The organism is Streptomyces sp. NPDC008163 (assembly GCF_042956885.1).
Taxonomy (GTDB): Bacteria; Actinomycetota; Actinomycetes; order Streptomycetales; family Streptomycetaceae; genus Streptomyces; species Streptomyces drozdowiczii_A.
The window spans coordinates 275,259-299,364 of record NZ_JBIBHG010000007.1 but is presented as its reverse complement, the minus strand read 5'-3'; the positions used below and the strand labels follow the sequence as shown (position 1 = coordinate 299,364).

The following is a 24,106-nucleotide window of genomic DNA, read 5'->3' as shown; positions in this document are numbered from 1 at the left end:
TTCACACCCACGTTCGGGGGCGGAAGCGGTTGGCCCGCTCCACCAGTTCGATCCTCTCGGCCCCGGGCTCCGCGAGCCGGGCGAGCATCCGGTACGCACGCTCCAGGCCGAACCGCAGTCCGCGCTCGTCCAGCTCGCTGCCGAGCAGCGTCCCCGGGCCGTGCGGCCCGGCGTGCGCGGCCGGCCGCGGACCCGAAGGGCTACCGGAGAGTACCCAGTCCAGGGCCGTCCCCAGCACCTCGGTCGAGAGGCGTTCCCGCCGGACCGCGTCGAGCCCCAGCCCCGAGAGGGCCGACACCTGGGCCGAAGCGGCCGTCAGGTCCGCCATCAGCGGCTCCTGCGGAGCCCGTTCACGCAGCCGGGCCCGGACGGCGGCGATGCGGGCCGCCGTGTAGTGGATCGACGCCTCGGGCACCGACTCCAGCGTCCGGACGGCCGCACCCCGGTCACCGGCCGCGATCTGCACCCGGGCCAGGCCGAACGCCGCGCTGACGAAGCTCGGGTCGGTCAGCCACACCAGCCGGTAGTACTCGGCGGCATTGTCCAGCTGCCCCAGCACCTCCGCGCAGATGCCGAGGGCCAGCTTCGGCGCGGGCTCCCCGGGGAACGCGTCGTACACCGCGTCGAACGACAGCGCGGCGTTCTCCTTGTCGCCGGTCACCAGCGAGGTGAGGCCCCGGTACCAGACGACGCGCCAGTCGTCGGCGTGCTGCTCCTCCAGCGCGGCCAGGGTCTGCGCGGCGGCGGCGACGTCGCCCATCTCCAGGTAGGCGCGCAGTTCGCGCAGCCGGGTCTCCAGCGATGCGGCCGGCACCGCCTGCAGCGCGGCGATCAGCTCGGCGGGCGCCGACGCCATCACCCCGGCCAGGAAGCCCGCGTTCGGGTCGCTCGCGTCCACCCGGGGCACGGGCAGCGCGAGGGAGGTCCCCCGCACGTCGAGCCCGGCCAGCCGCGGCACCCCGGCGCCCGCGGGCACCGGCGCGGCACCGGGGGAGGGGACCGGGCTGCGCGGAGCGGGGACGCTCGCGGCGGGCGCGTACGGCAGGGGGCCCGGGCCGGTGCCCGCCCCGCCCGGCGTACGGACATGGGTGGCGGCCGAGGGCACCGGCGCCGCGCCCGTGGGCGGGGCGGGAGGCGGCCCGGCGGGCAGCGCCCCCGGTATCCCCCCGGGCGGGGTCGCGGCGGCGGGCGCCGGGGCGACCGTCCCGTTCCCCCGGCGGCCGAAGCGGCCCCCGGGCCCGGCGGCGGTCCGGGCGCCCAGGCGCGACACCTCGCCCGCCCCGTCCGCGAACAGCTCCGTGTCGGTGACCCGCAGCTCCGCGCCGAACAGCGTGGACAGCGCCGGGCGCGGGCGCCCCGACTGGAGCGAGACCACCTCGCGCAGCACCCCCGTCAGCTGCTCGGCCATCTCCGCCGCCGAGGCGAACCGGCGGGCCGGGTCGGGGTCGGTGGCGCGTACCAGGAGCCGGTAGAACGACTCGTAGCTCCGGAACACCTCGATGTTGTCCGGATCCGGCAGCGAGTCCACGAAGACGTTCGTGTACCCCTGGAAGTCGAAGGTGAGCACCGCGAGCGTGCGGGCCACCGTGTACAGGTCGGAGGCGACCGACGGGCCCAGCTCCGCCACCTCGGGCGCCTGGTAGCCGACGGTGCCGTAGATCGCCGACTCCTCGTCGTCCATCCGGCGGACCGCGCCCATGTCGATCAGCTTCAGCTGGTCCTCGGTCTGGATCGCGTTGTCGACCTTGAAGTCGCAGTACAGCAGGTTGCGGCTGTGCAGGTGGCCCAGCGCCTCCAGGGCCTCGATGCCGAAGGCGCACGCCTGCTCGACCGGCAGCGGATCGCGCTTCCCGGCCGGTGTGCGGCGCTCGTTGGCGATCTCCTTGAGGGACTTGCCGCCGACGTACTCCATGACGATGTAGCCGTCGAGCGAACCGGTCCGCTGGTCCAGGTGCTCCACGAAGTTGTAGATCCGGACGATGTTGGAGTGCTCGATCTCCGCGAGGAACCGCCGCTCCGAGATCGCCGCCGCCATCGCGTCCTGGTCACCCGTGTCGAGCAGGCCCTTGAGCACCACCCAGCGGTCCGAGACCGCCTTGTCCACCGCGAGGTAGACCCAGCCGAGCCCGCCGTGCGCCAGACAGCCCGCGACCTCGTACTGCCCGTGGACGACGTCGCCCGCCTCCAGCTTCGGCACGAACGAGTACGGGTGGCCGCACTTGGTGCAGAAGCCCTCGGTACGGCCCGGCCGGTCGCCCCGGGCCCGGCCCACCGGCGCCCCGCAGTCGGAGCGCGAGCAGAACCGCTTGCGCTCGGGCACCTCCGGGTTCTCCATGACGGCCGTACGCGGATCGGGCCGCGGCACGTCCGGCACCTGCACCAGACCCGCGCCCAGCCGGTTGCGGCCCGAGGCGTTGGTCGACTTGGCGGAGGAGCGCACCGACACCGACTGCGCGCCGGTCCGGCCGGACAGCGACAGGGACCGCGAGAGCCGCCCCGACACCGAACGCCGCGAGGTCGACGAACGCGACGAGGACCGCGAGGACGCCTGCGAACTGCTGCGCGCCGAGGCGCTGCTGGAGCCCCGGCCGCCGCCCGCGATCCCGGTGGGCGGCGAACTCACCATCCCGTTCGGCGACACCACGGGCGCCAGACCGCAGGTGTCGCAGTACAGCTCACCGCCGCCCATGTCCTCGTAACTGCCCTCGCACGCGGGGCGCTGGCACTGCGTACTCATGTCCGTTCCCCCTCTTCGCCCCGCCGCCACGACGGATTGTCACCTCTGCCCAGCAGCTCCAGCGCCGCGTCCTGGTAGCGCTGCACCGCCTGCGCCGCCACCCGCAGATCGCACGGGGCGCTCCACAGCATCCGGCGCGCCGCGTCGTACCGCTCGATCAGGACCGGGTCCTCCGCCAGACCGTGGCGGGCCACCTTCGCCCGGTACGCGTCGAGCCGGCCGCGCAGCTCCGCCCGGACGGCCAGCGGCGCGGTCACCGCCGTCAGCTGCTCGCGGGCCCGCAGCAACTCCTCCTCGGCCTCCCGCTCCAGGGTCTCCAGGAGCGGCGAGAGGCGGTGCCAGCGGGCGTGCCTGCGGTACTCGGAAGCGGCGGCCAGCCGCTCCTGGAGCACGGTCGGCGGTCCGTTGACCACGGGCACCTCCGACGCGGCGATCTTGGCCAGCACCTCGCCGCGCGCCACCCGGGCCTCGGCCAGCGTGCGGTCGGCCCGGGACAGCACGTCGCGCAGGTGCACCAGCCGCTGCTCGGCGTCCTGGCGTACGGCGAGCACCGCCTCGACCTCGCGCCGCACCTCCTCCAGCGCCCGGGCCGCGCGGTCGTAGCGCGTCGTGTCGGGGCGGCCGCCGCCGGGCGCCGCGCTCCCGGGCCCCGGCAGCCAGAAGGCCAGGGGGTCCGAGATCACCTGCGCCCGCAGCGTGGCCAGCTCGGCGGTGATCGCCTCCAGCTCGTCGCCCGCCGGGTGCTCGCCGGGCCGGACGCCCACCGAGTGCGCCAGCGAGTGGGTGCGGCGCAGTTCGGCGGCGAGGAGGTCTATGCGGGCGGGCATCGCCGACCACACGGTGTCCGAGGCCACGACCATGTCCAGGGCGCTCGCGTACAGACCGTTCATCCGGGAGACCAGCTCCTCCAGCGTGAACCGCTCGGAGAGGCGGGCCGGGCCGGTGACCGACGGGTCGTGCCCGGCGGCGCCGTGCGCCACGACGACGCCCTCGCCGCGCAGCAGCTCGGTCAGCACCCTCAGGTCCTCCCGGTTGGGGTGGCGGCGCCTGGCCCGCACCTCACGAGCCCGCTCCAGCACCCCCGTATACGCGTCGAAGTAACTCCACAGCAGCGTGACCGACCGCTCGGTGACGGCCCACCGCTCCTTGGTGACACCGGACAGCTCGGCGCCCTCCAGGAGCCTGCGGCCCGCGTGGTCCTGGAGGGCGAGGAGCGAGGTCTCGATCGCCTCGTGCTCCGCGCCGAGCCGGGACAGCGCACGGTCGGCCTCGTCCCGGTCCATGACCGGACCGGGGGGCCGGGCCGCGTAGCTGGGGAAGGGGCCAGCGACGCCCATCGATCACCTCTCCGCTCTCCCCGCCGGGCCTGGGCCCCGCGGGATCAGTGCCGCCGCCCGCAGGGGGCACGGCCGCCGCTAGTCCCGGTACTTCGGCTCCGGCGGCCCCTGGACCCCCGGCAGGCCCTCCTGGAGCCAGGTGCGGTACGACTTCATCCAGAGACTGTCCGCGCCGCCCGCCCGGTAGTCGACCAGGACCTTGTTGACCCGGGACACCAGGTCGTCCGCGCCCTTCTTCGTGGCGACGCCGTAGTACTCCGTGGTGAACGGGTCGCCCTTGAGCTCGACCGCCGGGTCCTGGGCGGCCTGCCCCGCGGCCAGCGCGTTGTCCGTGACGACCGCGTCGACCTCGCCCAGCTGGAGCCGGACCAGGCAGTCCAGCTGGTTGGGGACGGTCAGCCGGTCCTCGTCGGCCGGTGTGCCGTCGTGCTCGTCCTTGAAGACCGAGCCGAACGACTCCTTCTCCAGCGCCTCGTACGCCGTGGAGCCCTCGGCGGTGCAGATGCGCTTGCCGCGCAGCGTGGAGTTGAAACCGGTGATCGAGTGGTCCTCCTTCGCGGCCAGGACCTGCTGGCCGGCCTGGAAGTACGCCGTGGAGAACGAGACCTGCTTCAGCCGGGCGCAGTTGATCGTCATCGTCCGCACGACCACGTCGACCTTGTCGTTCTCCAGCGCGGCGATGCGCTGGTTGGTCGGGATGGCCCGGAAGATCACCTTGTCGCCGTCGCCGAGGATGTCCTTCGCGAGGGCCCGGACCAGGTCGATGTCGAAGCCTTCGAGATTCCCGGTCGCCGGATTGCGGAAGCCCCACTGGAAGCTGTTCTGGTCGACGCCCGCGATGAGCTTGCCGCGCTCCTTGATCTTGCGGACCGCGTCCCCGTCCGCCGCGCCCGGCCGCAGGCTCGCCTCCGGGTCCGTGCAGGCGTCGGCCCTCGCCTGGACGGCGTGCGCCGCGCCCGGTCCGGTCACCCGGGGGCCGAAGACGTCGTCGCCGGGGTGGGAGAGGGGCAGCAGGGTCAGCGACGCGGTCAGCGCGCAGGCGGCGGCCATCGCGGTCACCCCGCCCCAGCCGCGCAGCCTGCCGAGGCCCGTCCTCAGGTCCTTCGCTGTCATCGCTCCCCCTGTCACCGGAACTCCGAGAGCCTGCGGTTGACCCCGACGACCGCCGCGACCGCGCCCAGCACGGCCAGGATCGCCGCGCCGGCCGGCAGGCCGCCCAGGGCGCCGCGGCCGTCCCGCGCGGCCCGGGTGAAGTCGTCCTGTTCGTGCGCCAGTGCGTCGCGCAGCGCGTCGTCCACCTTCTTGAAGGACTCGCCCGTGGAGTTCTCCTGGCCGATGATCTGCTCCAGGGCCGATTCGTAGTCCCCGGCGTCGTCGGTCCCGCGGGCCGTACGGTGGCGGCCCTGCCACTCCTTGACCGCCTCGGCCGCCGCGGCGACCGGCTTGCCGCCCTCGCCGTCCCCGGTCTCGTCGGCCAGCTTCGCCGCCGTGGCCAGCTCCCCGCCGAGCGCCTTCATGCCCGCCGCGTAGTCGGTCTCGTACTTGTCGTTCTTGCCGTCCGCGGTGAGCACCGCGCCCCGGGCGACCACCGTCAGGTTCTCGTCGGCGCGCGCCTTCAGCGAGTCGATGCGGGCCCGGTTGAGCACGTCCATGGGCCGCTGCCCGTGCGAATCGGCCTCGGCCAGGCCCGACCTGGCCACCGTGTGCCCGACCGCGAGCCACAGCAGCAGCACCGTCGTCGCGGCCGTCGCCGCCAGCAGCCCGTGGTTGAACACCCGGTTCGTCCGGCGGTAGTTGCGGTGCTGCGCCCAGGCCAGCGCGGCCAGCGCGACGAGGCCGGCGACGAGCGAGAGGAGCGGCCAGCGGCGGGCCGAGCCCTGGTCGTCGCCGAGCCGGCCGGTCTCCGCCGCGTACAGCCGCTCGGCGGCCGGAAGCAGCTCGCCGGACATCGTCTGGTTCGCGTACCGAAGATAGGCGCCGCCCAGCGGGAGGCCCTGGCGGTTGTTGGCGCGGGCGCGCTCGATCAGGCCCGTGTAGCGGGGGAGCCCTTCGTTGAGCGTGGTGATCTCGCGGCCGGACGCGGTGGCCGCGTCCGTGTTCGCCGCGGCCTTCACCAGCAGCCGGGACGCCTCCCCGATGTCCTTCACGTACTGCTCGTGCACCGCACGGGGCTCCTGCGGGCCGGCCAGGAAGCCGCTCGCCGCCGCCGCGTCCGCGTCCGCGAGCGAGCGGTAGATGCCCGCCGCGTCCGCGCTGAGCGGCTGGCTGCGCTCCACCACGTCGTCGGCGGAGGCGGCCCGGCCGTTGATCTCGACCGCCGTCACCGCCCCGAACACGAGGACCAGGAGCGCCAGGACGGCCCCGATGACGCGCAGCCGGCCCGGTTCGGTGGTCGCGGCGGCCCGCAGCCGTCCCGCGACGGCGGCCAGGGTGTTCGGCTGCGGCGGCACGGGCACGGGCACGGGCGCCGGCACGGGCGCGGCCTCCGGCGCGGGCGTCTGCCCCAGCGCGCGTTGCAGCGCCTCACGCGCACTCGGCGGGTGTGTCACTCGACCTCCCCCTCGGTCACTGACGGCGGACCGCCCCCGGCCGATCGGGGGACTGGTGCCCGGCCAGAAGTATGGCCTCAGGGACCGGCACCCACATCCAGAACGCCTGGATCGGGCACCGTCCCACGCAGCGGCCGGCCGTGACCGGCCGCGGTCCACCGCATTCGATCAAGACCGGCGCCGTTGATCAAGGCGAACGGCACGATCCCCCACGGACCGCCCTCCCCATCAACAACACGACTGGGGCGCCCGATCGGTTCCCACACGCGCAAGGCGCCCCGCAACCCGCAGGTTACGGGGCGCCTTTGACAGGCGGCCGGTCAGGCGTACTGCGCGCGCAGTCTCGCGTGCACCTCGGGCGCCGCTCCCGTGCGGTCCAGGCCCAGGAGGCCGGCGCCGAGGACCGGCGACTCCCGCACCACGCGCGCCACGGCCTTCGGGGCCCGTGCCGCGAGGAGTTCGCGGATCCGGTCGTCCAACTGCGGGTGGCAGGCCGCCAGAACGCTGCCGCCGAGCAGCACCGGCGCCTCCTCGTCCAGCAGCCCGAGGCGGATCAGCGCCACCGAGGCCAGCGCCACGACCTCCTCGGCCAGCCGGTCCACCAGGGCCCGCGCCACCGGGTCGCCGGCGGCGCCCGTCGCGAAGAGCACCGGGGCCAGCTCGTGGCGGCGCTCCGGCGCGATGCGGCCCAGGTGCAGCGCCTCGATCAGCGCGTACATCGAGCCGAGCCCGAAGTGCGCGGGGAGCGTGCGGGCCAGCTCGGTCGGCTCGCCCCGGCCGTCCTCGGCGCGCGCGGCGAACCACAGCGCCTCCTCGGACAGGCCCGAACCGCCGCCCCAGTCACCGGAGATCCGCCCGATCGCCGGGAAGCGCGCGGTGCGCCCGTCCGGGACCATGCCGACGCAGTTGATGCCCGCGCCGCACACCACGGCCACGCCGCGCGGCTCGTCGACCCCGGCCCGCAGGATCGCGAAGGTGTCGTTGCGCACCTCGACGGTCCGGCCCCAGCCGCGCGCGGCCAGCGCCGCCGTCAGCTGCTCCTCCTCGACCGGCAGGTCCGCGTTGGCCAGGCAGGCGGAGACATGGGCGACCTGCCCGGCGTCCGCCCCGGCCTCGGTGAACGCCCGCTCCACCGCCGCGCCGAGCACGTCGACGGCCGTCTCCACACCGACCACCGGCGGCTGGAACCCGCCTCCCCTGGCCGTGGACAGCACCGTGCCGTCCGCACCGATGAGGGCCACATCGGTCTTGCTGTTCCCCGCGTCGATCGCGAGGACGGAACCGTTCACGCCCACGCGAGGTGCTCCCGGTTGTGCGCGATCAGCTTGTCGGTCAGCGCCTCGGCGTACGCGAACTGGCCGATCAGGGGGTGCGCGAGCAGCGCCTTGAACACCCGGTCCCGGCCGCCGTGCAGCGCGGCCTCCAGGGCCAGGTCCTCGTACGCCGTGACGTTGGCGATGAGCCCCGCGTACAGCGGGTCCAGGGCGGGCACGGCGAGCGGGGCCGCGCCCGAGCCGTCGACCTTCGCCTGGACCTCGATCACCGCGTCGTCCGGCAGGAACGGCAGGGTGCCGTTGTTGTACGTGTTGACCACCTGGTGCGCCGAGCCGCCGCCGCCCAGGAGGGCCGCCGCCAGGTCCACGGCCGCCTCCGAGTAGAAGGCGCCGCCGCGCTTGGCGAGCAGCGCGGGCTTCTCGTCCAGCGCCGGGTCGCCGTACATCGCCAGGAGCTCCTTCTCCATGGCGGCGACCTCGGCGGCCCGGGAGGGCTTGGTGCCGAGCTCGCGGACGACCTCGTCGTGCGCGTAGAAGTAGCGCAGGTAGTACGAGGGGACGACGCCGAGCCGGTCCACGACGGCGCGCGGCATGTGCAGGTCGTCCGCGATGGCGTCGCCGTGCTCGGCGATCAGCCGGGGCAGCACGTCCTCGCCCTGCGGGCCGCCGAGGCGCACCCCCAGCTCCCACGTGAGGTGGTTGAGACCGACGTGGTCCAGGTGCACGGCGCCCGGGGCCACGTCGAGCAGCCGGGCGAACTTGCGCTGGAAGCCGATGGCCACGTTGCACAGCCCGACGGCCTTGTGCCCGGCCTGGAGCAGGGCGCGGGTGACGATGCCGACCGGGTTGGTGAAGTCGATGATCCAGGCGTCCGGGTTGGTGCGCCGGACCCGCTCCGCGATGTCCAGGACGACCGGGACGGTGCGCAGGGCCTTGGCGAGGCCGCCGGCCCCGGTGGTCTCCTGGCCGACGCAGCCGCACTCCAGGGGCCAGGTCTCGTCCTGGTTGCGGGCGGCCTGGCCGCCGACGCGCAGCTGGAGCAGGACGGCGTCCGCCCCGGCGACGCCCGCGTCGACGTCCGACGTGGTGACGATGCGGCCCGGGTGGCCCTGCTTGGCGAAGATCCGCCGGGCGAGGCCGCCCACGAGGTCGAGCCGGTCGGCGGCCGGGTCGACGAGGACCAGCTCCTCGACCGGCAGCGTGTCGCGCAGCCGGGCGAATCCGTCGATCAGTTCGGGGGTGTAGGTGGACCCGCCACCCACTACAGCGAGCTTCATGGTTCAGCCCTTTACTCCGGTCAGTGTGACGCCCTCGACAAAAGCCTTCTGTGCGAAGAAGAAGACGACGATCACGGGGGCCATGACCAGAACGGTCGCGGCCATGGTCAGGTTCCAGTCGGTGTGGTGCGCGCCCTTGAACGACTCGAGGCCGTAACTCAGCGTCCAGGCACCCGGGTTCTCGGAGGCGTAGATCTGCGGACCGAAGTAGTCGTTCCAGGCGCAGAAGAACTGGAAGAGAGCGACGGCGGCGATCCCCGGCTTGGCCATCGGCACCACCACGCGCAGCAGGGCACGCAGTTCGCCGCAGCCGTCGACCTTCGCCGCGTCGAGGTACTCGTCGGGGATGGTCAGCAGGAACTGCCGCAGCAGGAAGATGGAGAACGCGTCGCCGAAGGCCATCGGGATGATCAGCGGCCACAGCGTGCCGGACAGGTCCAGCTGCTTGGCCCAGAACAGGTACATCGGGATGACCACGACCTGCGGCGGCAGCATCATCATCGAGATGACGAGCATCAGTGACAGATGCCGGCCGCGGAAGCGGAATTTGGCGAGCGCGTACGCCACGGGCAGGGAGGACACCACCGTGAGGACGGTGCCCAGACCCGCGTACAGCAGGGTGTTCCGCCACCAGGTCAGGAAGCCCGGGGTGTCGAACACCCGCTGGTAGTTGGCCCACTCGAAGGGGTGCGGCCACAGGTCCCGGGTGAGGGCCTGCTGGTCGCTCATCAGCGAGGTGAGAACGAGGAAGACGAACGGCAGCACGAAGAAGAGCGCCGCGGCCACGCCGAGCGCGTGCACGGCGATCCAGTTCAGCAGCGCCTTGCGGCGCGCGACGCGCTGGGCGGGGGAGACGGGGTCACCCACCGGTCCGGCGGTCTTCGGGACGTCGAGAACCTGCGCCATGTCACTCACCTGCCTGGATCAGTCCGCTGCGGCGCCGCATCAGCAGTGCGGTGAACGCCATGGCGAGGACGAAGAGTACGAGCGCGACCACACAGGCGGAGCCGTAGTCGAAGCGCTGGAAACCGAGGTTGTAGACCAGCTGCGGAAGCGTCAGGGTCGACTTGTCGGGATAGCCGGGTTCGAACTGCTGGCCCGAGCCGCCCATGACCCCGGACGCGACCTTCCCGGCCACCAGCGGCTGGGTGTAGTACTGCATCGTCTGGATGATGCCGGTGACCACGGCGAACATGATGATCGGCGAGATGTTCGGCAGCGTGACGTACCGGAACCGGTGGTACGCGGTCGCCCCGTCCAGCTCCGCCGCCTCGTACTGCTCCTTCGGTACGTCGAGCAGCGCGGCCATGAAGATCACCATCAGGTCGCCCACCCCCCACACCGCGAGCGCGGTCAGCGCAGGCTTGGACCAGGTGGCGTCGGTGAACCAGCCGGGCGTGCCCATCCCCAGATCGCCGAGGATCGAATTGACCGGCCCGGTGCCGGGGTTGAGCAGGAAGACGAAGCCCAGCGTGGCCGCGACCGGCGGGGCGAGATAGGGCAGGTAGAACAACGTCCGGAAGACGCCCGTGCCCGTCTTGATCTTGGTGATCAGCAGCCCGACACCGAGTCCGAAGACCACCCGGCAGGTCACCATCACGACGACCAGCCACAGCGTGTTGCGCAGCGCCGGCCAGAACATCGGATAGTCGTTGAAGACGTACGACCAGTTCTTGAAGCCGCTGAACTCGGGGGCGGCGAAACCGTCGTAGCTGGTGAAGGAGAAGTAGACCGTGGAGATCAGCGGGTAGGCGAAGAAGACGCAGAACCCGATCAGCCAGGGCGACATGAAGGCCGCCGTCCGGAGCGCCGACCTGCGGCGCTTCGAGCGGAGTGTGTACGTGCTCATCGCGTCGGCCCTACTTCGCCTGGGCGATCGCCGCGTCGATCTCCTTCGCGGTCTTCTCCAGGCCCGCCTTGATGTCCGTCTGCTTGCCCTTCTCGACGTCGAAGCCGAGGTTCTGCAGGGACGTCAGGTACGCACCGCCGTTCACCGAGGGCGGGGTGGTGGTGGAGTCCGGGTTCGCCGCGATGTCCAGGAAGGTCTTGAAGCGCGGGTCGTACTTCAGCTTCGGCGACTTCAGCGCGGCCAGCGTGGAGGGGACGTTGTGGATGGCGTTGGCGAAGTCCACCACCGCGTCGGTGTCGGTCGTCATGAACTTGACCAGCTCCCAGGCGGCGTTCTGCTTGCCGGAGGTCGACGCGATGCCCGCGATGGTGCCGGTCAGATAGCCCTTGCCGTACGTGTCGGCCTCGTCGTCCGCGACGGGCATCGGGGCCACCCCGATCTCGAAGCCCGGCTTGGTGTCCTCGGCCATGCCGAGCCGCCACTCGCCGTCCAGCTGCATGGCCACCTGGCCGGTGTTGAACGGGTGCTTGGCGCCCCACTCGTCACCGAAGCCGGTGCGGAACTTCTCCAGCTTCGCGTAGCCGCCGAGCGAGTCGACCAGCTTCTTCTGGTGGGTGAGGAGCGCGGCGAACGCCGGGTCCTTCGCGATGTTCGACTTGCCGTCCGCGTCGAAGTAGGTGGGGTTCCAGGCACCGAGGTAGTGCTCGGTGGTCGACTCGTAGCCGTGGTAGTTCGGCATGAAGCCCAGCTGCTCGTACGAGTCGCCCTTGGTCTTCGTCAGCTTCTTGGCGTCGGCCGCGAACTCGGACCAGGTCTTCGGCGGGTTCGCGATCCCGGCCTTCTTGAACGCGTCCTTGTTGTAGTAGAGCCCGTACGCGTCACCCAGCAGCGGGACCGTGCAGCGCACCCCGTCGTACTGGGTGTACTCGTTCATCGCCTTCGGGAAGGTCGCCTCGGGGTCGATGCCGTCCTTCTTCAGGAACGGGTTGAGGTCCACGAACGCCTTCGAGGAGCAGAATTTGCCCACGTTGTTCGTGGTGAACGAGGAGACCACGTCCGGCGCCTTGGACCCGCCGGCGCGCAGCGCCTGGTTGATCTTGTCGTCGGTCATGTTGCCGACGACCTTCACGTGGATGTTGGGGTGGGCCTTCTCGAAGGCGGCGATCGTGGCCTCGATGCCCTTCACCTCGCCCGGCGCGCTCCAACCGTGCCAGAAGGTGATGGTCGTCTCCTTGGAGGCGTCATCGTCGGCCCCGGAGCCGCTCTGCCCGGTACAGGCTGAGGCGAACAGGGCTATCGCGGCGGTCGCGGCGAGTGCGGCGGCCGGCTTCCGGCGGTTTCCGGACATGGTGAGGTCTCCCGGTGAAGCGGTGGGCAGCAAGGGACGGACGGAAGGTGAGAGGTCAGCGCGAGGTGTCGAACACTTCGTCGCGGGTGGTGGCGAGCGCGCTCTCCAGCGCCCCGCGCAGAACGGGCCGGTGGGTGACGTCCCCGGCGAGCAGCCGGGGCCTGGACGCGGCGAGCTCGGCCAGCTCGGCCGCGACCCGGGCGCGCAGCGGCTCCCCGCCGCGCGAGAACAGCTCGCCGGAGAGCACGACGATCTCGGGGTCGAGGACGGCGACCAGCGAGGCGAGGCCGGTCGCGAGGCCGGTGGCGAACCGGTCGAGCAGCGCGGCGTACGGCCCCGCCTCGCCCCGTTCCCCGGCCTCGGCGGCCCGGCCCACCAGCTCGGCGGCGACCTCGTGATGGGTGCCGGAGCCCGGCGCGTCCTCGATGCCCAGCTCCCGGGCCAGCCGCGCGAGCACCTGGGCGCCCGCCAGCTCCTGGAAGCCGCCCGCGTTGGCCTTGGTGACCTGGCGGACCAGCGGCGCCCCCGGCACCGGCAGGAAGCCGACCTCGCCGGCGCCCCCGGTGAAGCCCCGGTGCAGCCGGCCGTTGATGACGAGGGCGGCGCCCAGCCCCTCCTCGTTCCACAGGAGCACGAAGTCGTCGTGGCCCCGGGCCGCCCCGCTGCGCTGCTCCGCCACCGCGACCAGGTTGACGTCGTTCTCGTACTCGACGGGCATCGGCAGCACGGCCGCCAGCTCGTCGAGCAGCGTGGTGGAGTGCCAGCCCGGCAGGTGCGAGGCGTATCGCAGCCGGCCCGTGTTCGGGTCGAAGGCGCCCGGCGTGCCGATGACCACCCGGTGCACATCGGCCCGGGTCAGTCCGGCGGCCGCGACCGCGCCGTCCAGCGCCTCGGTCACCTCGCGCACCACGCTGTGGGCGCGCCGCCCGGGGGTCCGCAGCTCGAACTCCCCGACCGTCGCGCCGGTCACATCGGCGACGGCGGCGACGATCCGGTGGGCGTTCACGTCGAGCCCGGCGACATGGGCGGCGGCGGCGTTGACCGCGTACAGCTGGGCGTTGGGGCCGGGGCGGCCGGCGGCGGTCCCGGTGGCGACGACGAGCCCGGCGGCTTCGAGGCGGGCCAGCAGCTGGGAGGCGGTGGGCTTGGAGAGCCCGGTGAGCTTCCCGATCCGGGTCCGCGACAGGGGCCCGTGCTCCAGGAGCAGATCGAGGGCGGCGCGGTCGTTCATGGCGCGCAGCACCCTGGGCGTGCCCGGCGTGTTCCCGGCCATGAGCGTGGCACCTGCCCCTCTGTTAGGAAAGTTTCCTATTCGGTGAGAGGAAGGTAGGGCCGGGGCCACCGGGGCGTCAATGACCCGGCCCCCGGTGGCAACCAAAGCGTTACCCGGCCGGGGCGGTTACTTCGTGGTGCTCGGCGGCGGGATCGGCGTCGTGGCGAGGGACTGCGGGGAGGTCGCCGAGGCGTACGCGGACGGGGCGGCCATCCCGGCCGTGGGGTCGGCGCCCTCCGGCGCCTCCTCCGGGGCGCCGGTCACCATGCGGATACCGGCCGCGTCCAGCGCCGTCTTGATGCGCCAGCGCAGCTCCCGCTCCACGCCGACCGCCTGGCCCGGCATGGTCTTCGCGCTCACCCGGACCGTCATCGAGTCCAGCAGCACCGTGTCCAGGCCCAGGATCTCCACCGGACCCCACAGCCGCTCGGTCCAGGGGTCCTCCTTGGCCATCTCCTGGGCGGCCTCGGTGATCACCGCGCGGATCTTCTCCAGGTCCTCCGTCGGGCGGACCTGGACGTCGACGCCCGCCGTGGACCAGCCCTGGCTGAGGTTGCCGATCCGCTTGACCTCACCGTTGCGGACGTACCAGATCGCGCCGTTCTCGCCGCGGAGCTTGGTGACGCGCAGGCCCACCTCGATGACCTCGCCGGAGGCGACGCCCGCGTCGATCTGGTCGCCGACGCCGTACTGGTCCTCCAGGATCATGAAGACCCCGGACAGGAAGTCGGTGACCAGGTTGCGGGCGCCGAAGCCGAGTGCGACGCCGGCGACCCCGGCGGAGGCCAGCAGCGGGGCCAGGTTGATCTGGAAAGCGCCCAGGATCATCAGCGCCGCGGTGCCCAGGATCAGGAACGAGGCCACCGAACGGAGCACCGAGCCGATCGCCTCCGACCGCTGGCGGCGGCGCTCCGCGTTGACCAGGAGACCGCCGAGCGCGGTGCCCTCCACCGCCTGCGCGCTGCGGTTCATCCGCTCTATCAGCTTGGTCAGCGCGCGGCGGACGGCGATGCGCAGAACGACCGCGACCGCCGCGATGAGCACGATCCGCAGCCCGGTGTTCAGCCAGGTGGACCAGTTCTCCTCGACCCAGCCCGCGGCGTCTCCCGCCTGCTTCGCGGCTTCGTCCAGCGAGCCGCCCGGCTCCGGTGACGGGGCTGCGGCCAACAGGGCGGACAAGGACACGGCGAGACCTCCAGGGGGCGGGCGCTGAGCGGAAGAGCGCTGAACAACCACACTAACGGGGGGCCCGCGCGGGAAAAATTCCTTCCGGCCCGTTACCCGTACGTGGTGGCGCTCCGACCAGGCGTGAGGGGAGACTGAGAGCGGAGATCGTCCCGGCGCGAGCCACGCGCCGCCGGCGTACAAGGAGGCATCCGTGCCGCATGTCCTGGTTCTCAACGCGTCGTACGAGCCGCTCGGCGTCGTACCGCTCCGCCGCGCACTCGTCCTCGTCCTCGAGAACAAGGCCATCTGTCTTGAGGAGTCCGGCGCCCTCATGCACAGCGCGACCCGCGCCGTCCCGGCCCCCAGCGTCGTCCGCCTCAAGCGGTTCGTCCGCGTCCCCTACCGGGGTCCGGTGCCGCTGACCCGGCGGGCCCTGTTCGCCAGGGACGGCGGGCGCTGCATGTACTGCGGGGCCGCCGCGACCAGCGTCGACCACGTCATCCCGCGCAGCCGGGGCGGCCGGCACGCCTGGGACAACGTGGTGGCGGCCTGCCGCCGCTGCAACCACGTCAAGGCCGACCGCCATCTGCCCGAGCTCGGCTGGCGGCTGCACCAGCAGCCCGCCCCGCCGACCGGACTGGCCTGGCGGATCATCGGCACGGGGCACCGCGACCCGCGCTGGCTGCCCTATCTGCAACCGTTCGGCGCGGACGACGCGATGGCCCGGATCGACGGCGTCTCAGCCTGAGACCGGGCCCGTGTGCTCTCCGGGGCGGTTCCGCCGCCCCGGAGCTCCGGCCTGCCCTGCCCCGTCAGCCGTCCTCCGCGACCGCGTACGCCTCGGCCGACCAGAGCGAGATTCCGTACTTCGTGGCCCGCTCGTCGCCGAGGACGCGCACGAACCGGGTGTCCTTCGCGTCCATCCGCACCGACTCGCGCCCGCCCCGGCCCTCGCGGACGGTCGCCGCGGTGTGCCAGGCGCGGCCGTCCGACGAGACCTGCACGCGGTAGCGCGAGGCGTACGCGTCCTGCCAGCGCAGCACCAGCTCGCCGAGGCGGACCGGGGCGGGCAGTTCCGCCTGCCACCACGCCCCGTCCTCGGCCGGTGAGGACCAGCGGGTCTCCGGGTCGCCGTCGGACGCGGCGGCCGCCGGGAAATCGGCGGTCTCGTCGCCCGACGAGGAGGCGGTGGCCCCGCGCAGCAGGTCGGGCCCGGCGGTGCGCGGGTAGGCCCGCACGGTCAGGGTGGTCCTCTCGTCCCCGAAGGCGAACGGCACCTCGTACGCGCCGGCCGGGGTGTCCTCGGGGACCGTGATCTCCACCGGCACCTCGGTCCGCGTCCCGCGCGGCACGGTCGTACGCTTCGGCACCCGGACCTCGATGCCCTCGGGCGCCTTCGCGGTCAGCCGGCCGCGCACCTCGGCCGGGCGCCGGCCGGACAGCCGGGCCCGGACCTCCTGCGGCCCGCCGCCGATGACCGCGTCCGTCTCGCCGCGGGCCAGGTCCAGCCGGGCGGCCGGCTCGTCACCGAACCAGGGCACCAGGGAGCGCACGTCCGGGGCGGTCCCCGCGCGGACCGACGCCCCGGCCAGCGGCGGGATGATCAGGGGCGGGGCCCCGGCCGCCAGCGGGGTCGCGGCCGGCCAGCTGATCCGGACCGCGTCGGCCCGCACCCCCTCGCCCGCCGCCTGGGTCCAGCCGCTCGCCGACAGCGGGCCGAGCGCGCGCCAGCCCTCGCCGGGCACATGCGCCTGGACCGTCGCGCCCACCGCCGCCCCGTCGTCCGGCACGGTCGTCGCGGTGACCGCCTCCAGCGTGCGGGCCCGGCCGAGCCGCACCGTGTAGCTGCCCGGGGCCTCGGACACCTCGCCGCCCGGCCGGTCCGTGCCGGTCCAGGAACGGGCCTCCTCGCGGACCCGGTCGAGGAACGGGTCGAGCACGCCCTCGCCGACCTTCGCGCTGCCCGCCGCGATGTCCTTCCGGACCTGCTCCAGCGCCAGGGACGCCCGCCAGGCGGCGGCCCCGTCGCCCCGGGCCTGGGCGCGCAGCAGGTCCACGGCGAGCTCGCCCGCGTGGCCGTAGCGGGACAGCTGCGCGGTCCAGGGGCGTACCTCGGTGCCGAGCCGGCCCCCGGCGACGCCCGCGAGCCGCGCCGGGGCCGACCGCATCCCGCCGAACGCGTCCCGCAGCCGGTCCGCCGCCGTGTCGAGCGCCTTGCCGGCGCCGTCCGTGTACGCCTCGCGGAACGCGGCGATCAACGGCCGCAGATAAGCCGACTCGGTGGAGCCGAGCACGGAGCCCGCGCTGTTGCCCGCGAGCGCCCGCAGCGCGTCGCCGCTTCGGCCGTCGCCGCCCGCGAGGTCGTCGATCGCGGCCTCCCAGGACCTGGCGGAGTCGTAGCCCCTCGGGTTCCAGGCGAAGTCGGCGGCCGTGAAGAGCGGGATGCGGGACGCGGCGGGCTGCTCCATCGCGTTCGCGAGCAGCGCCGCCGAACCGGACGCCACCGCCGGGTCCCGGCCGGTGTACGGGCCGAGGAAGATCCGGTCCTGCGCGTAGTCGTTGACCGGGTAGTTGTCCATGGTCACCAGCGGATGCCGGAAGGCGGCCCGGGCTCCGGCCAGTTCGCCGCCGGTGATGGTCCTCGGCACGACCCCGACACCGGTCCAGGCGACCTCGACCCCGTCCGCCAGCTCCCGGGCGAGCGCCGTGCGGTACGCGGTCGCGCCGTCCTGGTAGTACTCCGTCGGCATCACCGACAGCGGCAGGGCGTCCGGGTGGCGCCGGGCCAGGTGCCGGGCCACGCCGTTCACGACGCGGGCCTGCGCCCGGGCCGCCGCCCCGGGGCCGCTGCCGAAGGCGTCCGCGTCGGCCGCGCAGTGCCACTCGCTGTAGCTGACGTCCTGGAACTGCACCTGGAAGACCCGCACCCCCAGGTCCCACATCGCGTCGATCTTGCGGGTCAGCGCCTTGAGATCGCGGTCCGACGACAGGCACATCGACTGTCCGGGCGCCACCGCCCAGCCGAGCGTCACGTGCTCGGCGGCCGCGCGAGCGGCCAGCGCCCGGAAATCGGCCTTCCGCGCCGCCGGGTACGGGTCGCGCCAGCGCGCCTGCCGGTACGGGTCGTCGCCCGCCGCGTACAGATAGCGGTTCTGCTTGGTGCGCCCCAGGAAGCCGAGCTGCGCGAGCCGGTCCTCCTGGCTCCACGGCTGCCCGTAGAACCCCTCGGTCAGCCCGCGTACGGCGGTGACCGGCCAGTCCCGGACGGCGACCCCGGCGACCCTCCCGCCCCGGACCAGCTGGCGCAGCGTCTGCACCGCGTGGAACAGCCCGTCCTCGCCGACGCCCTCGACCGCCACCGTGTCCCGCTCCGCGATCCGCCCGGCCGCCAGCCGGTAGCCGCCCGCCGGCAGGTCCGCGCGGTCCGGGGCGCCCAGCTCGCGCAGCGCGTCCGCCGCCCCGTCGCCGCCCAGCCGCAGGACGGGCCCGGCGCCGGGCAGTGCCTCGTGGACCGTGCGCACCCCGGCGTCCGCCAGGACCGCGCGCAGCGCCTTCACGGCGTACGGATCGGCCTCCGCGTCCGCGACCAGGGTGACCTCGCGGCCCAGGACGATGTCCGGCCCGGCCGCCGCCATGGCCTGCGGGCGCGGCCACACCGCGGGGAGCGCGGAGCCGGCGGCGCGGCTCCGGTCCGCCGCCGACCTGGACGCCGGGTCCGGGGGAGCGGCGAGCGCGGGCGGAGCTCCTGCGGCGAGCAGCCCGCCGAGCACGGCCACGGCCACGGCCGTCGCCCGCGTCCTCCCACTGAGCCGCATCCCTGTCTCTCCCCTCGCCCCGGCCGATGCCGTCCGAGCCCACCACCCCGCGCGCGAGGGTGTCAATGCGCGAGATGTTCGGTATGGAAATGCCCTGATATGACCGGTGTGATGAACGGGGTGCGTGCGACGGGGTGATACGCGAAAGACAGCGCCGAATGGCCGAAAAAGGCGAACGTCTTACGGGTAACCGGGCCTGCGGGAACGGAATGTGACCCGGAGCACGTTGAACTCGTTGTTGTCTCGCCTACGTCTGCGGCGCCGCCCGCTGGGTAGGCCGTCACTGTCCTGTTCTCCACGGCCAGGAGGCCACCATGCCCGCCATCGCGCAGCGCCCGCTCTCCGCCCTCTCCAAACAGGCATCCGGTCCCGCCCCGCTGATCAGTGCCTGCCCCGCCACCGTGCCCGGCCCGCTCACGAGCGAAGCACCGCTCGCCGACGCCATACCCCTGACCAGCGAGCCCCCGCTCGCCGAGGCCACCCCCCTGACCAGCGAGCCGCCGCTCGCCGTCCTCGCCCCGCTGACCAGCGAACCGGCCGCGTCCGGCTGCGCATGGGGCACGGAGTCCCCAGGAGTCTGAATGGGCTTGTCCCGGCTCGCCGCCCTGCACGGCGTCGCCACCTCCTTCTCCCCGTCCGCCGGCGTCTCCGAGCCCGTCCCCGAGACCACGGTCGTCGCCGTGCTCGGCGCGCTCGGCGTCGACGCCACGACGCCCGAAGCGGTACGCGGCGCCCTCGCCGCCGCCGAGTCGGCCGCCCGCACCCGGCTCCTCCCGGACACGCTGGTGGTGTGGTCCGGCGACCCGCTGCCGCCCGCGCTGACCGGCCTGCCGCCCGGCACGGAGCTGGCCGTCCGGCTGGAGGAGAGCGCCGAGGAGACGGAGCCGGCCCGGATGCGGGTGCCCTCCGGGGGACCTGATCCGGCCGAACCGGGAAGCACCTGGTGGACCGGGCCCCCGCTCGGGGTCCACCGGCTCACCGCCCACGCCCCGGGCCGCGAGCCCCAGGACTGCACGCTCGTCGTCGCCCCCGCCCGGGTGCCGCAGCCGCCCGACCGCACCCACGGCTTCCTCGTCCAGCTCTACTCGCTGCTCTCCGCCCGGTCCTGGGGCATGGGCGACCTCGGCGACCTCGCCGATCTCGCCTCCTGGTCCGGCCGCCGGCTCGGCGCCGGCTTCGTCCAGGTCAACCCGCTGCACGCGGCGGTGCCCGGGGAGCCCACCGACCCCTCGCCCTACCGCCCGTCCTCCCGGCGCTTCCCCGACCCGGTGCACCTGCGCGTCGAGTCCGTCCCGGAGTACGGGCACGTGGCCGACCCGGTCGCGCTCGACACGCTGCGCCGCAAGGGCGCCGAGCTGCGGGAAGCCGTCCTGGACAAGGGCGCCCTCATCGACCGGGACGCCGTGTGGTCCCTCAAGCGGCAGGCCCTCGACCTGGTCCTCGCGGTCCCCCTCACCCCCGGCCGGCACGCCGCGTACTGCGACTTCCTCGCAGCCCAGGGGCGCGCCCTGGAGGACCACGCCCTGTGGTGCGCGCTCGCCGAGGTGCACGGCCCCGACTGGCACGGCTGGCCGGAGGAGCTGCGCGACCCCCGCTCCGACGCCACCGCCCGCGCCCGGGCCGAACTGCTGGACCGGGTCGACCACCACTGCCGGCTCGCCTGGCTGACCGCCGGCCAGCTCGCCGACGCCCAGCGCGCCGCCCGGGAGGCCGGGATGCCCGTCGGCGTCGTCCACGACCTCGCGGTCGGCGTCCATCCGGGCGGCGCCGACACCTGGGCCCAGCAGGACGCCTTCGCCCACGGCATGTCCGTCGGCGCGCCCCCGGACGCGTTCAACGCGCGCGGCCAGGACTGGGGCCTGCCGCCCTGGCGCCCCGACGCCCTCGCCGCCTCCGGCTACGCCCCGTACCGCGGCCTGCTGCGCGGCATCCTCGCCCACGCGGGCGCCCTGCGCATCGACCACGTCATGGGCCTGTTCCGGCTCTGGTGGGTGCCCGAGGGCCGCCCGCCGACCGAGGGCACCTACGTCTCGCACGACGCGGAGGCGATGCTCGCCGTCCTCGTCCTGGAGGCGCACCGGGCCGGCACCGTCGTCGTCGGCGAGGACCTGGGCACGGTGGAGCCCGGCGTCCGCGAGGCGCTGGCCCGGCGCGGCGTCCTCGGCACCTCGGTGCTCTGGTTCGAGCGGGACTGGGCGGGCGACGAGCGCCCGCTGGCCCCCGAGCGGTGGCGCCGGGACTGCCTGGCCACCGCGACCACCCACGACCTGCCGTCCACGGCCGCCCGGCTGACCGGCGACCATGTGACGCTGCGCCACCGCCTCGGCCTGCTCACCCGCCCCCTGGACGAGGAGCTGAGGGAGGACGGCGCGGACACGGCCGAGTGGCTCGCCCTGCTCACCCGGCTCGGACTGCTCCCCGGGGGCGGCGCGCTCCCCGGGGCCGGTGCGCTTCCGGACGGCGGCGCCGACGAGGAGGCGGCCGTCCAGGCCGTCCACCGCTTCCTGCTGCGCACCCCCGCCCGGATGACCGGGATCTGGCTGCCCGACACCGTCGGCGACCGCCGCCCGCAGAACCTCCCGGGCACCTGGGACCAGTACCCCAACTGGCGACTGCCCGTCGCCGACGCGGAGGGCGTCCCGGTCACCCTGGAGCAACTGGCCGCCTCGCCCCGGCTGCACCGCCTGATGGACGTCCTGCGCGCCCCGCACGAGCCCGGGGAGGTCCGCCTGCCCTGACCGGGGCCCCGTACGGCACCCCCGGGCGCGCGGCCCGCGCGGGCGTTCGCTACGTTTGCACCGTGGACAAGAAGAACGCTATGCGCGCCGGCGCCGTCGCCGCCGGAACGACGCTGATGATGCTGCTGATGTCGTCCCCCGCGCTCGCGCTCACCCGCGACGACGGCGACGACCCGGGTACCGGCCTGAGCGTGCTCGACACGCTCGGCCTGTTCGTCCTGGCGCCCCTCGTCCTCTTCGGGGTCATCGCGGGTCTGGTCATGGTGCTCGACAAGTCCAAGAAGCAGGCCTGACCCAGCGGCCCTGCGGCCGGGGCCCCCGCCCCGGTCCCGCCCCGCACGGCACGGGTGCGCCGCACGGTGAGCACGACCGCGCGGCGCACACGCATGTCCGGACCCGGACGCGCCGGTAGGTTGCGCCCATGACCGAGTGGGACGTCAAGAAGCTCCGCATCCTGCGCACCCTGCGCGACCGGGGCACGGTCACCGCGACCGCCGACGCCCTGCTGATGACCCCGTCGGCGGTCTCCCAGCAGCTCTCCAACCTGGCCAAGCAGCTCGGCGTGCCGCTCCTGGAGGCCCAGGGCCGGCGCGTCCGCCTCACCGACGCCGCCCATCTCGTCCTGCGCCACGCCGAGGCGGTCTTCGCCCAACTGGAGCGCGCCGACGCCGAACTGACCGGCTATCTGCGCGGCGAGGCGGGCGAGGTCAGGGTCGCCGCGTTCGCCACCGCCGTGCCCGCCCTCGTCGTCCCGGCCGTGCAGCGGCTGCGCGCCGACCCCCGCCCAGGGCCCGAGGTCCGGGTGCGCGAGGCGGAGGCCGCCCAGGCGTACGAACTGCTCGCCGCCGCCGAGGTCGACCTCGCGCTGTCGCTGGCGGCCGACGCCCCGACGGCCCGCGACCCCCGGTTCGCCGTCCTGCCGCTGCTCGCCGACCCGCTCGACGTGGCCCTGCCGGCCGGCCACCGCCTCGCGGACGCGCCCGGGCTGCGCCTCGCCGACCTGTCCGCCGAGCCCTGGATCTACGGCGGCTCGGGCCCCTGGTCGGAGATCACCGTCTCCGCGTGCCGGGCGGCGGGCTTCGTACCCGAGCAGGCGCACAGCGCGTCCGGCTGGACGGCGATCCTCGCCATGGTCGCCGCAGGCCTCGGGGTCGCGCTCGTCCCGCGCATGGCCTCGGCCGAACGGCACGGCCGGGAGGGCGTGGTGATGCGGGTCCTCGACGCGGACCGGCCGCGCCGCCATGTGGTCGCCGCCGTCCGGCGCGGGGGAGAGGACGCCCCCGCGGTGGCCCGGGTCCTCGCGGCGCTGCGCGAGGCGGCGGAACCGTACGGTGACGGTGCGACCGTTAAGTCCACCTGAACAGTTCGTACGAAAACTTTCGATGGACCTACCGACTTCCGGCGTACGACAGTGGACGCATGACCACCGAACAGAATGAGATCCGGAACGACGACCCCCACGCCAACGACGCGGCCCCGTACGGCGGCGGTGACCCGTACGCCGACTACCGCACCACCGACCTCCCCTTCACCGACCTCGTGGACCTCGCCGACCGGCGGCTCGGCGCGGGCGTGATCGCGGCCAACGACGAGTTCTTCGCCCAGCGCGAGAACCTGCTCGTCCGGGAGCGCGCGGTCTTCGACCCCGAGCACTTCGGCCACAAGGGCAAGATCATGGACGGCTGGGAGACCCGCCGCCGGCGCGGCGCGGACGCCGAGCACCCCTTCCCGGCCCCCGACGAGCACGACTGGGCGCTGATCCGGCTCGGCGCCCCCGGCATCATCCGCGGCATCGTCGTGGACACCGCCCACTTCCGCGGCAACTACCCGCAGCGCGTTTCCGTCCAGGCCACCTGCGTCGAGGGCGCGCCCGGCCCGGAGCAGCTGCTCGCCGACGACGTGAAGTGGGAGGAGATCGTCCCCCCGACGCCCGTGCGCGGCCACGCCGCCAACGGCTTCGAGATCACCGGCGGCCGCCGCTACACCCACATCCGCCTCTGCCAGCACCCCGACGGCGGCATCGCCCGCCTCCGGGTGCACGGCGAGGTGGTCCCGGACCCGTCCTGGCTGGCCACGCTCGGTACGTTCGACCTGATCTCGGTCCTGAACGGCGGCAGTTACGAAGACGCGTCGGACCGGTTCTACTCCTCGCCGACCCAGATCATCCTGCCCGGCACCTCGCGCAAGATGGACGACGGCTGGGAGAACCGCCGCCGCCGGGTCCGCGACACCAACGACTGGGTCCGCTTCCGGCTGCCCGCCCAGGGCATCGTCCGCGCGGTCGAGATCGACACCGCGTACCTCAAGGGCAACGCGGCCGGCTGGATCGCCCTGCACGGCCGGGACGGCGAGAGCGGCGAGTGGTTCGAGATCATCCCGCGCACCCGCCTCCAGCCCGATACCCCGCACCGCTTCCCGCTCCCGGCGGAGGCCGTCGTCACCCACGTACGGCTCGACGCCTTCCCCGACGGCGGAGTCGCCCGGATGCGCCTGCACGGCTCCCTGACGGAGTCCGGCGCGGCCGACCTCAAGGCCCGCTACGAGGCGTCGGCCTCGTAGCCCCCGCCCCCGCCCGGCGGACGGCTGCGCTCCAGCGCCCGTCCGCCGGGCGGTTTCCAGGAGTGTCACCGCATCCGCCCGGGAAATGCCGGGTGTGAAGGCCCGGTGAACGGGCAGAGGGGTCTTCGTGCCTTCCTGCTTCCGCTTCTCCGGCCCCCCTCGCCCGGCCCGGAACGCCCCTCG

General features: G+C 74.0%; 18 protein-coding genes. 6 read left to right on the top strand and 12 right to left on the bottom strand.

Going from position 1 to position 24,106, the window contains the following annotated elements; all coding sequences use genetic code 11:
* Position 1: 1 nt before the first annotated feature.
* From ACFZAT_RS18270 to ACFZAT_RS18220, 11 genes are all read right to left on the bottom strand, one after another.
* Positions 2-2,737 (bottom strand): tetratricopeptide repeat protein, encoded by a 2,736-nt coding sequence (locus ACFZAT_RS18270; RefSeq protein WP_391265236.1) that lies wholly within the window; start codon positions 2,735-2,737, stop codon positions 2-4.
* Positions 2,734-4,074: a hypothetical protein gene (locus ACFZAT_RS18265; protein WP_391265235.1), complete on the bottom strand. Its 1,341-nt coding sequence runs from the start codon at positions 4,072-4,074 to the stop codon at positions 2,734-2,736. Before ACFZAT_RS18265 ends, ACFZAT_RS18270 begins: the two co-directional genes overlap by 4 nt.
* A 78-nt stretch (positions 4,075-4,152) precedes the next feature.
* Positions 4,153-5,187: a transporter substrate-binding domain-containing protein gene (locus tag ACFZAT_RS18260; RefSeq protein ID WP_391265234.1), complete on the bottom strand. Its 1,035-nt coding sequence runs from the start codon at positions 5,185-5,187 to the stop codon at positions 4,153-4,155.
* Between the two features lie 11 nt (positions 5,188-5,198).
* The gene (locus tag ACFZAT_RS18255; RefSeq protein ID WP_391265308.1) at positions 5,199-6,524 is read right to left on the bottom strand and encodes a hypothetical protein; all 1,326 of its coding nucleotides are present in this window, start codon (positions 6,522-6,524) and stop codon (positions 5,199-5,201) included.
* Between the two features lie 419 nt (positions 6,525-6,943).
* Positions 6,944-7,918, bottom strand: coding sequence for a BadF/BadG/BcrA/BcrD ATPase family protein (locus ACFZAT_RS18250; RefSeq protein ID WP_391265233.1), 975 nt, complete (start codon positions 7,916-7,918; stop codon positions 6,944-6,946).
* Positions 7,909-9,174 (bottom strand): 6-phospho-beta-glucosidase, encoded by a 1,266-nt coding sequence (locus tag ACFZAT_RS18245; protein ID WP_391265232.1) that lies wholly within the window; start codon positions 9,172-9,174, stop codon positions 7,909-7,911. Before ACFZAT_RS18245 ends, ACFZAT_RS18250 begins: the two co-directional genes overlap by 10 nt.
* 3 nt (positions 9,175-9,177) lie before the next feature.
* Positions 9,178-10,080, bottom strand: a complete 903-nt coding sequence (locus ACFZAT_RS18240) for an ABC transporter permease subunit (protein ID WP_391265231.1) — start codon at positions 10,078-10,080, stop codon at positions 9,178-9,180.
* A gap of 1 nt (position 10,081) precedes the next feature.
* On the bottom strand, positions 10,082-11,023 hold the full coding sequence (locus ACFZAT_RS18235; RefSeq protein ID WP_391265230.1) for an ABC transporter permease subunit: 942 nt from the start codon (positions 11,021-11,023) through the stop codon (positions 10,082-10,084).
* A 10-nt stretch (positions 11,024-11,033) separates the two neighbouring features.
* Positions 11,034-12,371, bottom strand: coding sequence for an extracellular solute-binding protein (locus ACFZAT_RS18230; protein WP_391265229.1), 1,338 nt, complete (start codon positions 12,369-12,371; stop codon positions 11,034-11,036).
* 55 nt (positions 12,372-12,426) lie between these two features.
* On the bottom strand, positions 12,427-13,644 hold the full coding sequence (locus ACFZAT_RS18225; protein WP_391265228.1) for an ROK family protein: 1,218 nt from the start codon (positions 13,642-13,644) through the stop codon (positions 12,427-12,429).
* Positions 13,645-13,770: 126 nt separating this feature from the next.
* Positions 13,771-14,829 (bottom strand): mechanosensitive ion channel domain-containing protein, encoded by a 1,059-nt coding sequence (locus tag ACFZAT_RS18220; protein WP_391265227.1) that lies wholly within the window; start codon positions 14,827-14,829, stop codon positions 13,771-13,773.
* 193 nt (positions 14,830-15,022) lie between these two features.
* Here ACFZAT_RS18220 and ACFZAT_RS18215 point away from each other — a divergent pair, with 193 nt between their 5' ends.
* Positions 15,023-15,559 carry an HNH endonuclease gene (locus ACFZAT_RS18215; RefSeq protein WP_383298743.1) on the top strand — a complete coding sequence of 179 codons (537 nt, stop codon included), beginning with the start codon at positions 15,023-15,025 and terminating at the stop codon, positions 15,557-15,559.
* A gap of 64 nt (positions 15,560-15,623) precedes the next feature.
* Here the strand turns inward: ACFZAT_RS18215 and ACFZAT_RS18210 are convergent, their stop codons facing one another.
* Positions 15,624-18,626 (bottom strand): beta-N-acetylglucosaminidase domain-containing protein, encoded by a 3,003-nt coding sequence (locus ACFZAT_RS18210; RefSeq protein ID WP_391265226.1) that lies wholly within the window; start codon positions 18,624-18,626, stop codon positions 15,624-15,626.
* A 314-nt stretch (positions 18,627-18,940) separates the two neighbouring features.
* On the opposite strand from ACFZAT_RS18210, the gene ACFZAT_RS18205 reads away from it, so the two are divergent.
* The 5 genes from ACFZAT_RS18205 (at position 18,941) to alc (ending at position 23,923) form a co-directional block, all read left to right on the top strand.
* The gene (locus ACFZAT_RS18205; protein ID WP_018106041.1) at positions 18,941-19,207 is read left to right on the top strand and encodes a hypothetical protein; all 267 of its coding nucleotides are present in this window, start codon (positions 18,941-18,943) and stop codon (positions 19,205-19,207) included.
* Positions 19,208-21,364 carry a 4-alpha-glucanotransferase gene (malQ, locus tag ACFZAT_RS18200; RefSeq protein ID WP_391265225.1) on the top strand — a complete coding sequence of 719 codons (2,157 nt, stop codon included), beginning with the start codon at positions 19,208-19,210 and terminating at the stop codon, positions 21,362-21,364.
* Between the two features lie 62 nt (positions 21,365-21,426).
* A complete protein-coding gene (locus ACFZAT_RS18195) occupies positions 21,427-21,657 on the top strand; it encodes a hypothetical protein (RefSeq protein ID WP_365681448.1) in 231 nt (76 codons plus the stop codon).
* A gap of 128 nt (positions 21,658-21,785) precedes the next feature.
* Positions 21,786-22,724, top strand: coding sequence for a LysR substrate-binding domain-containing protein (locus ACFZAT_RS18190; RefSeq protein ID WP_391265224.1), 939 nt, complete (start codon positions 21,786-21,788; stop codon positions 22,722-22,724).
* A gap of 59 nt (positions 22,725-22,783) precedes the next feature.
* Positions 22,784-23,923, top strand: a complete 1,140-nt coding sequence (alc, locus tag ACFZAT_RS18185; RefSeq protein WP_391265223.1) for an allantoicase — start codon at positions 22,784-22,786, stop codon at positions 23,921-23,923.
* The last annotated feature ends 183 nt before the right edge of the window (positions 23,924-24,106 follow it).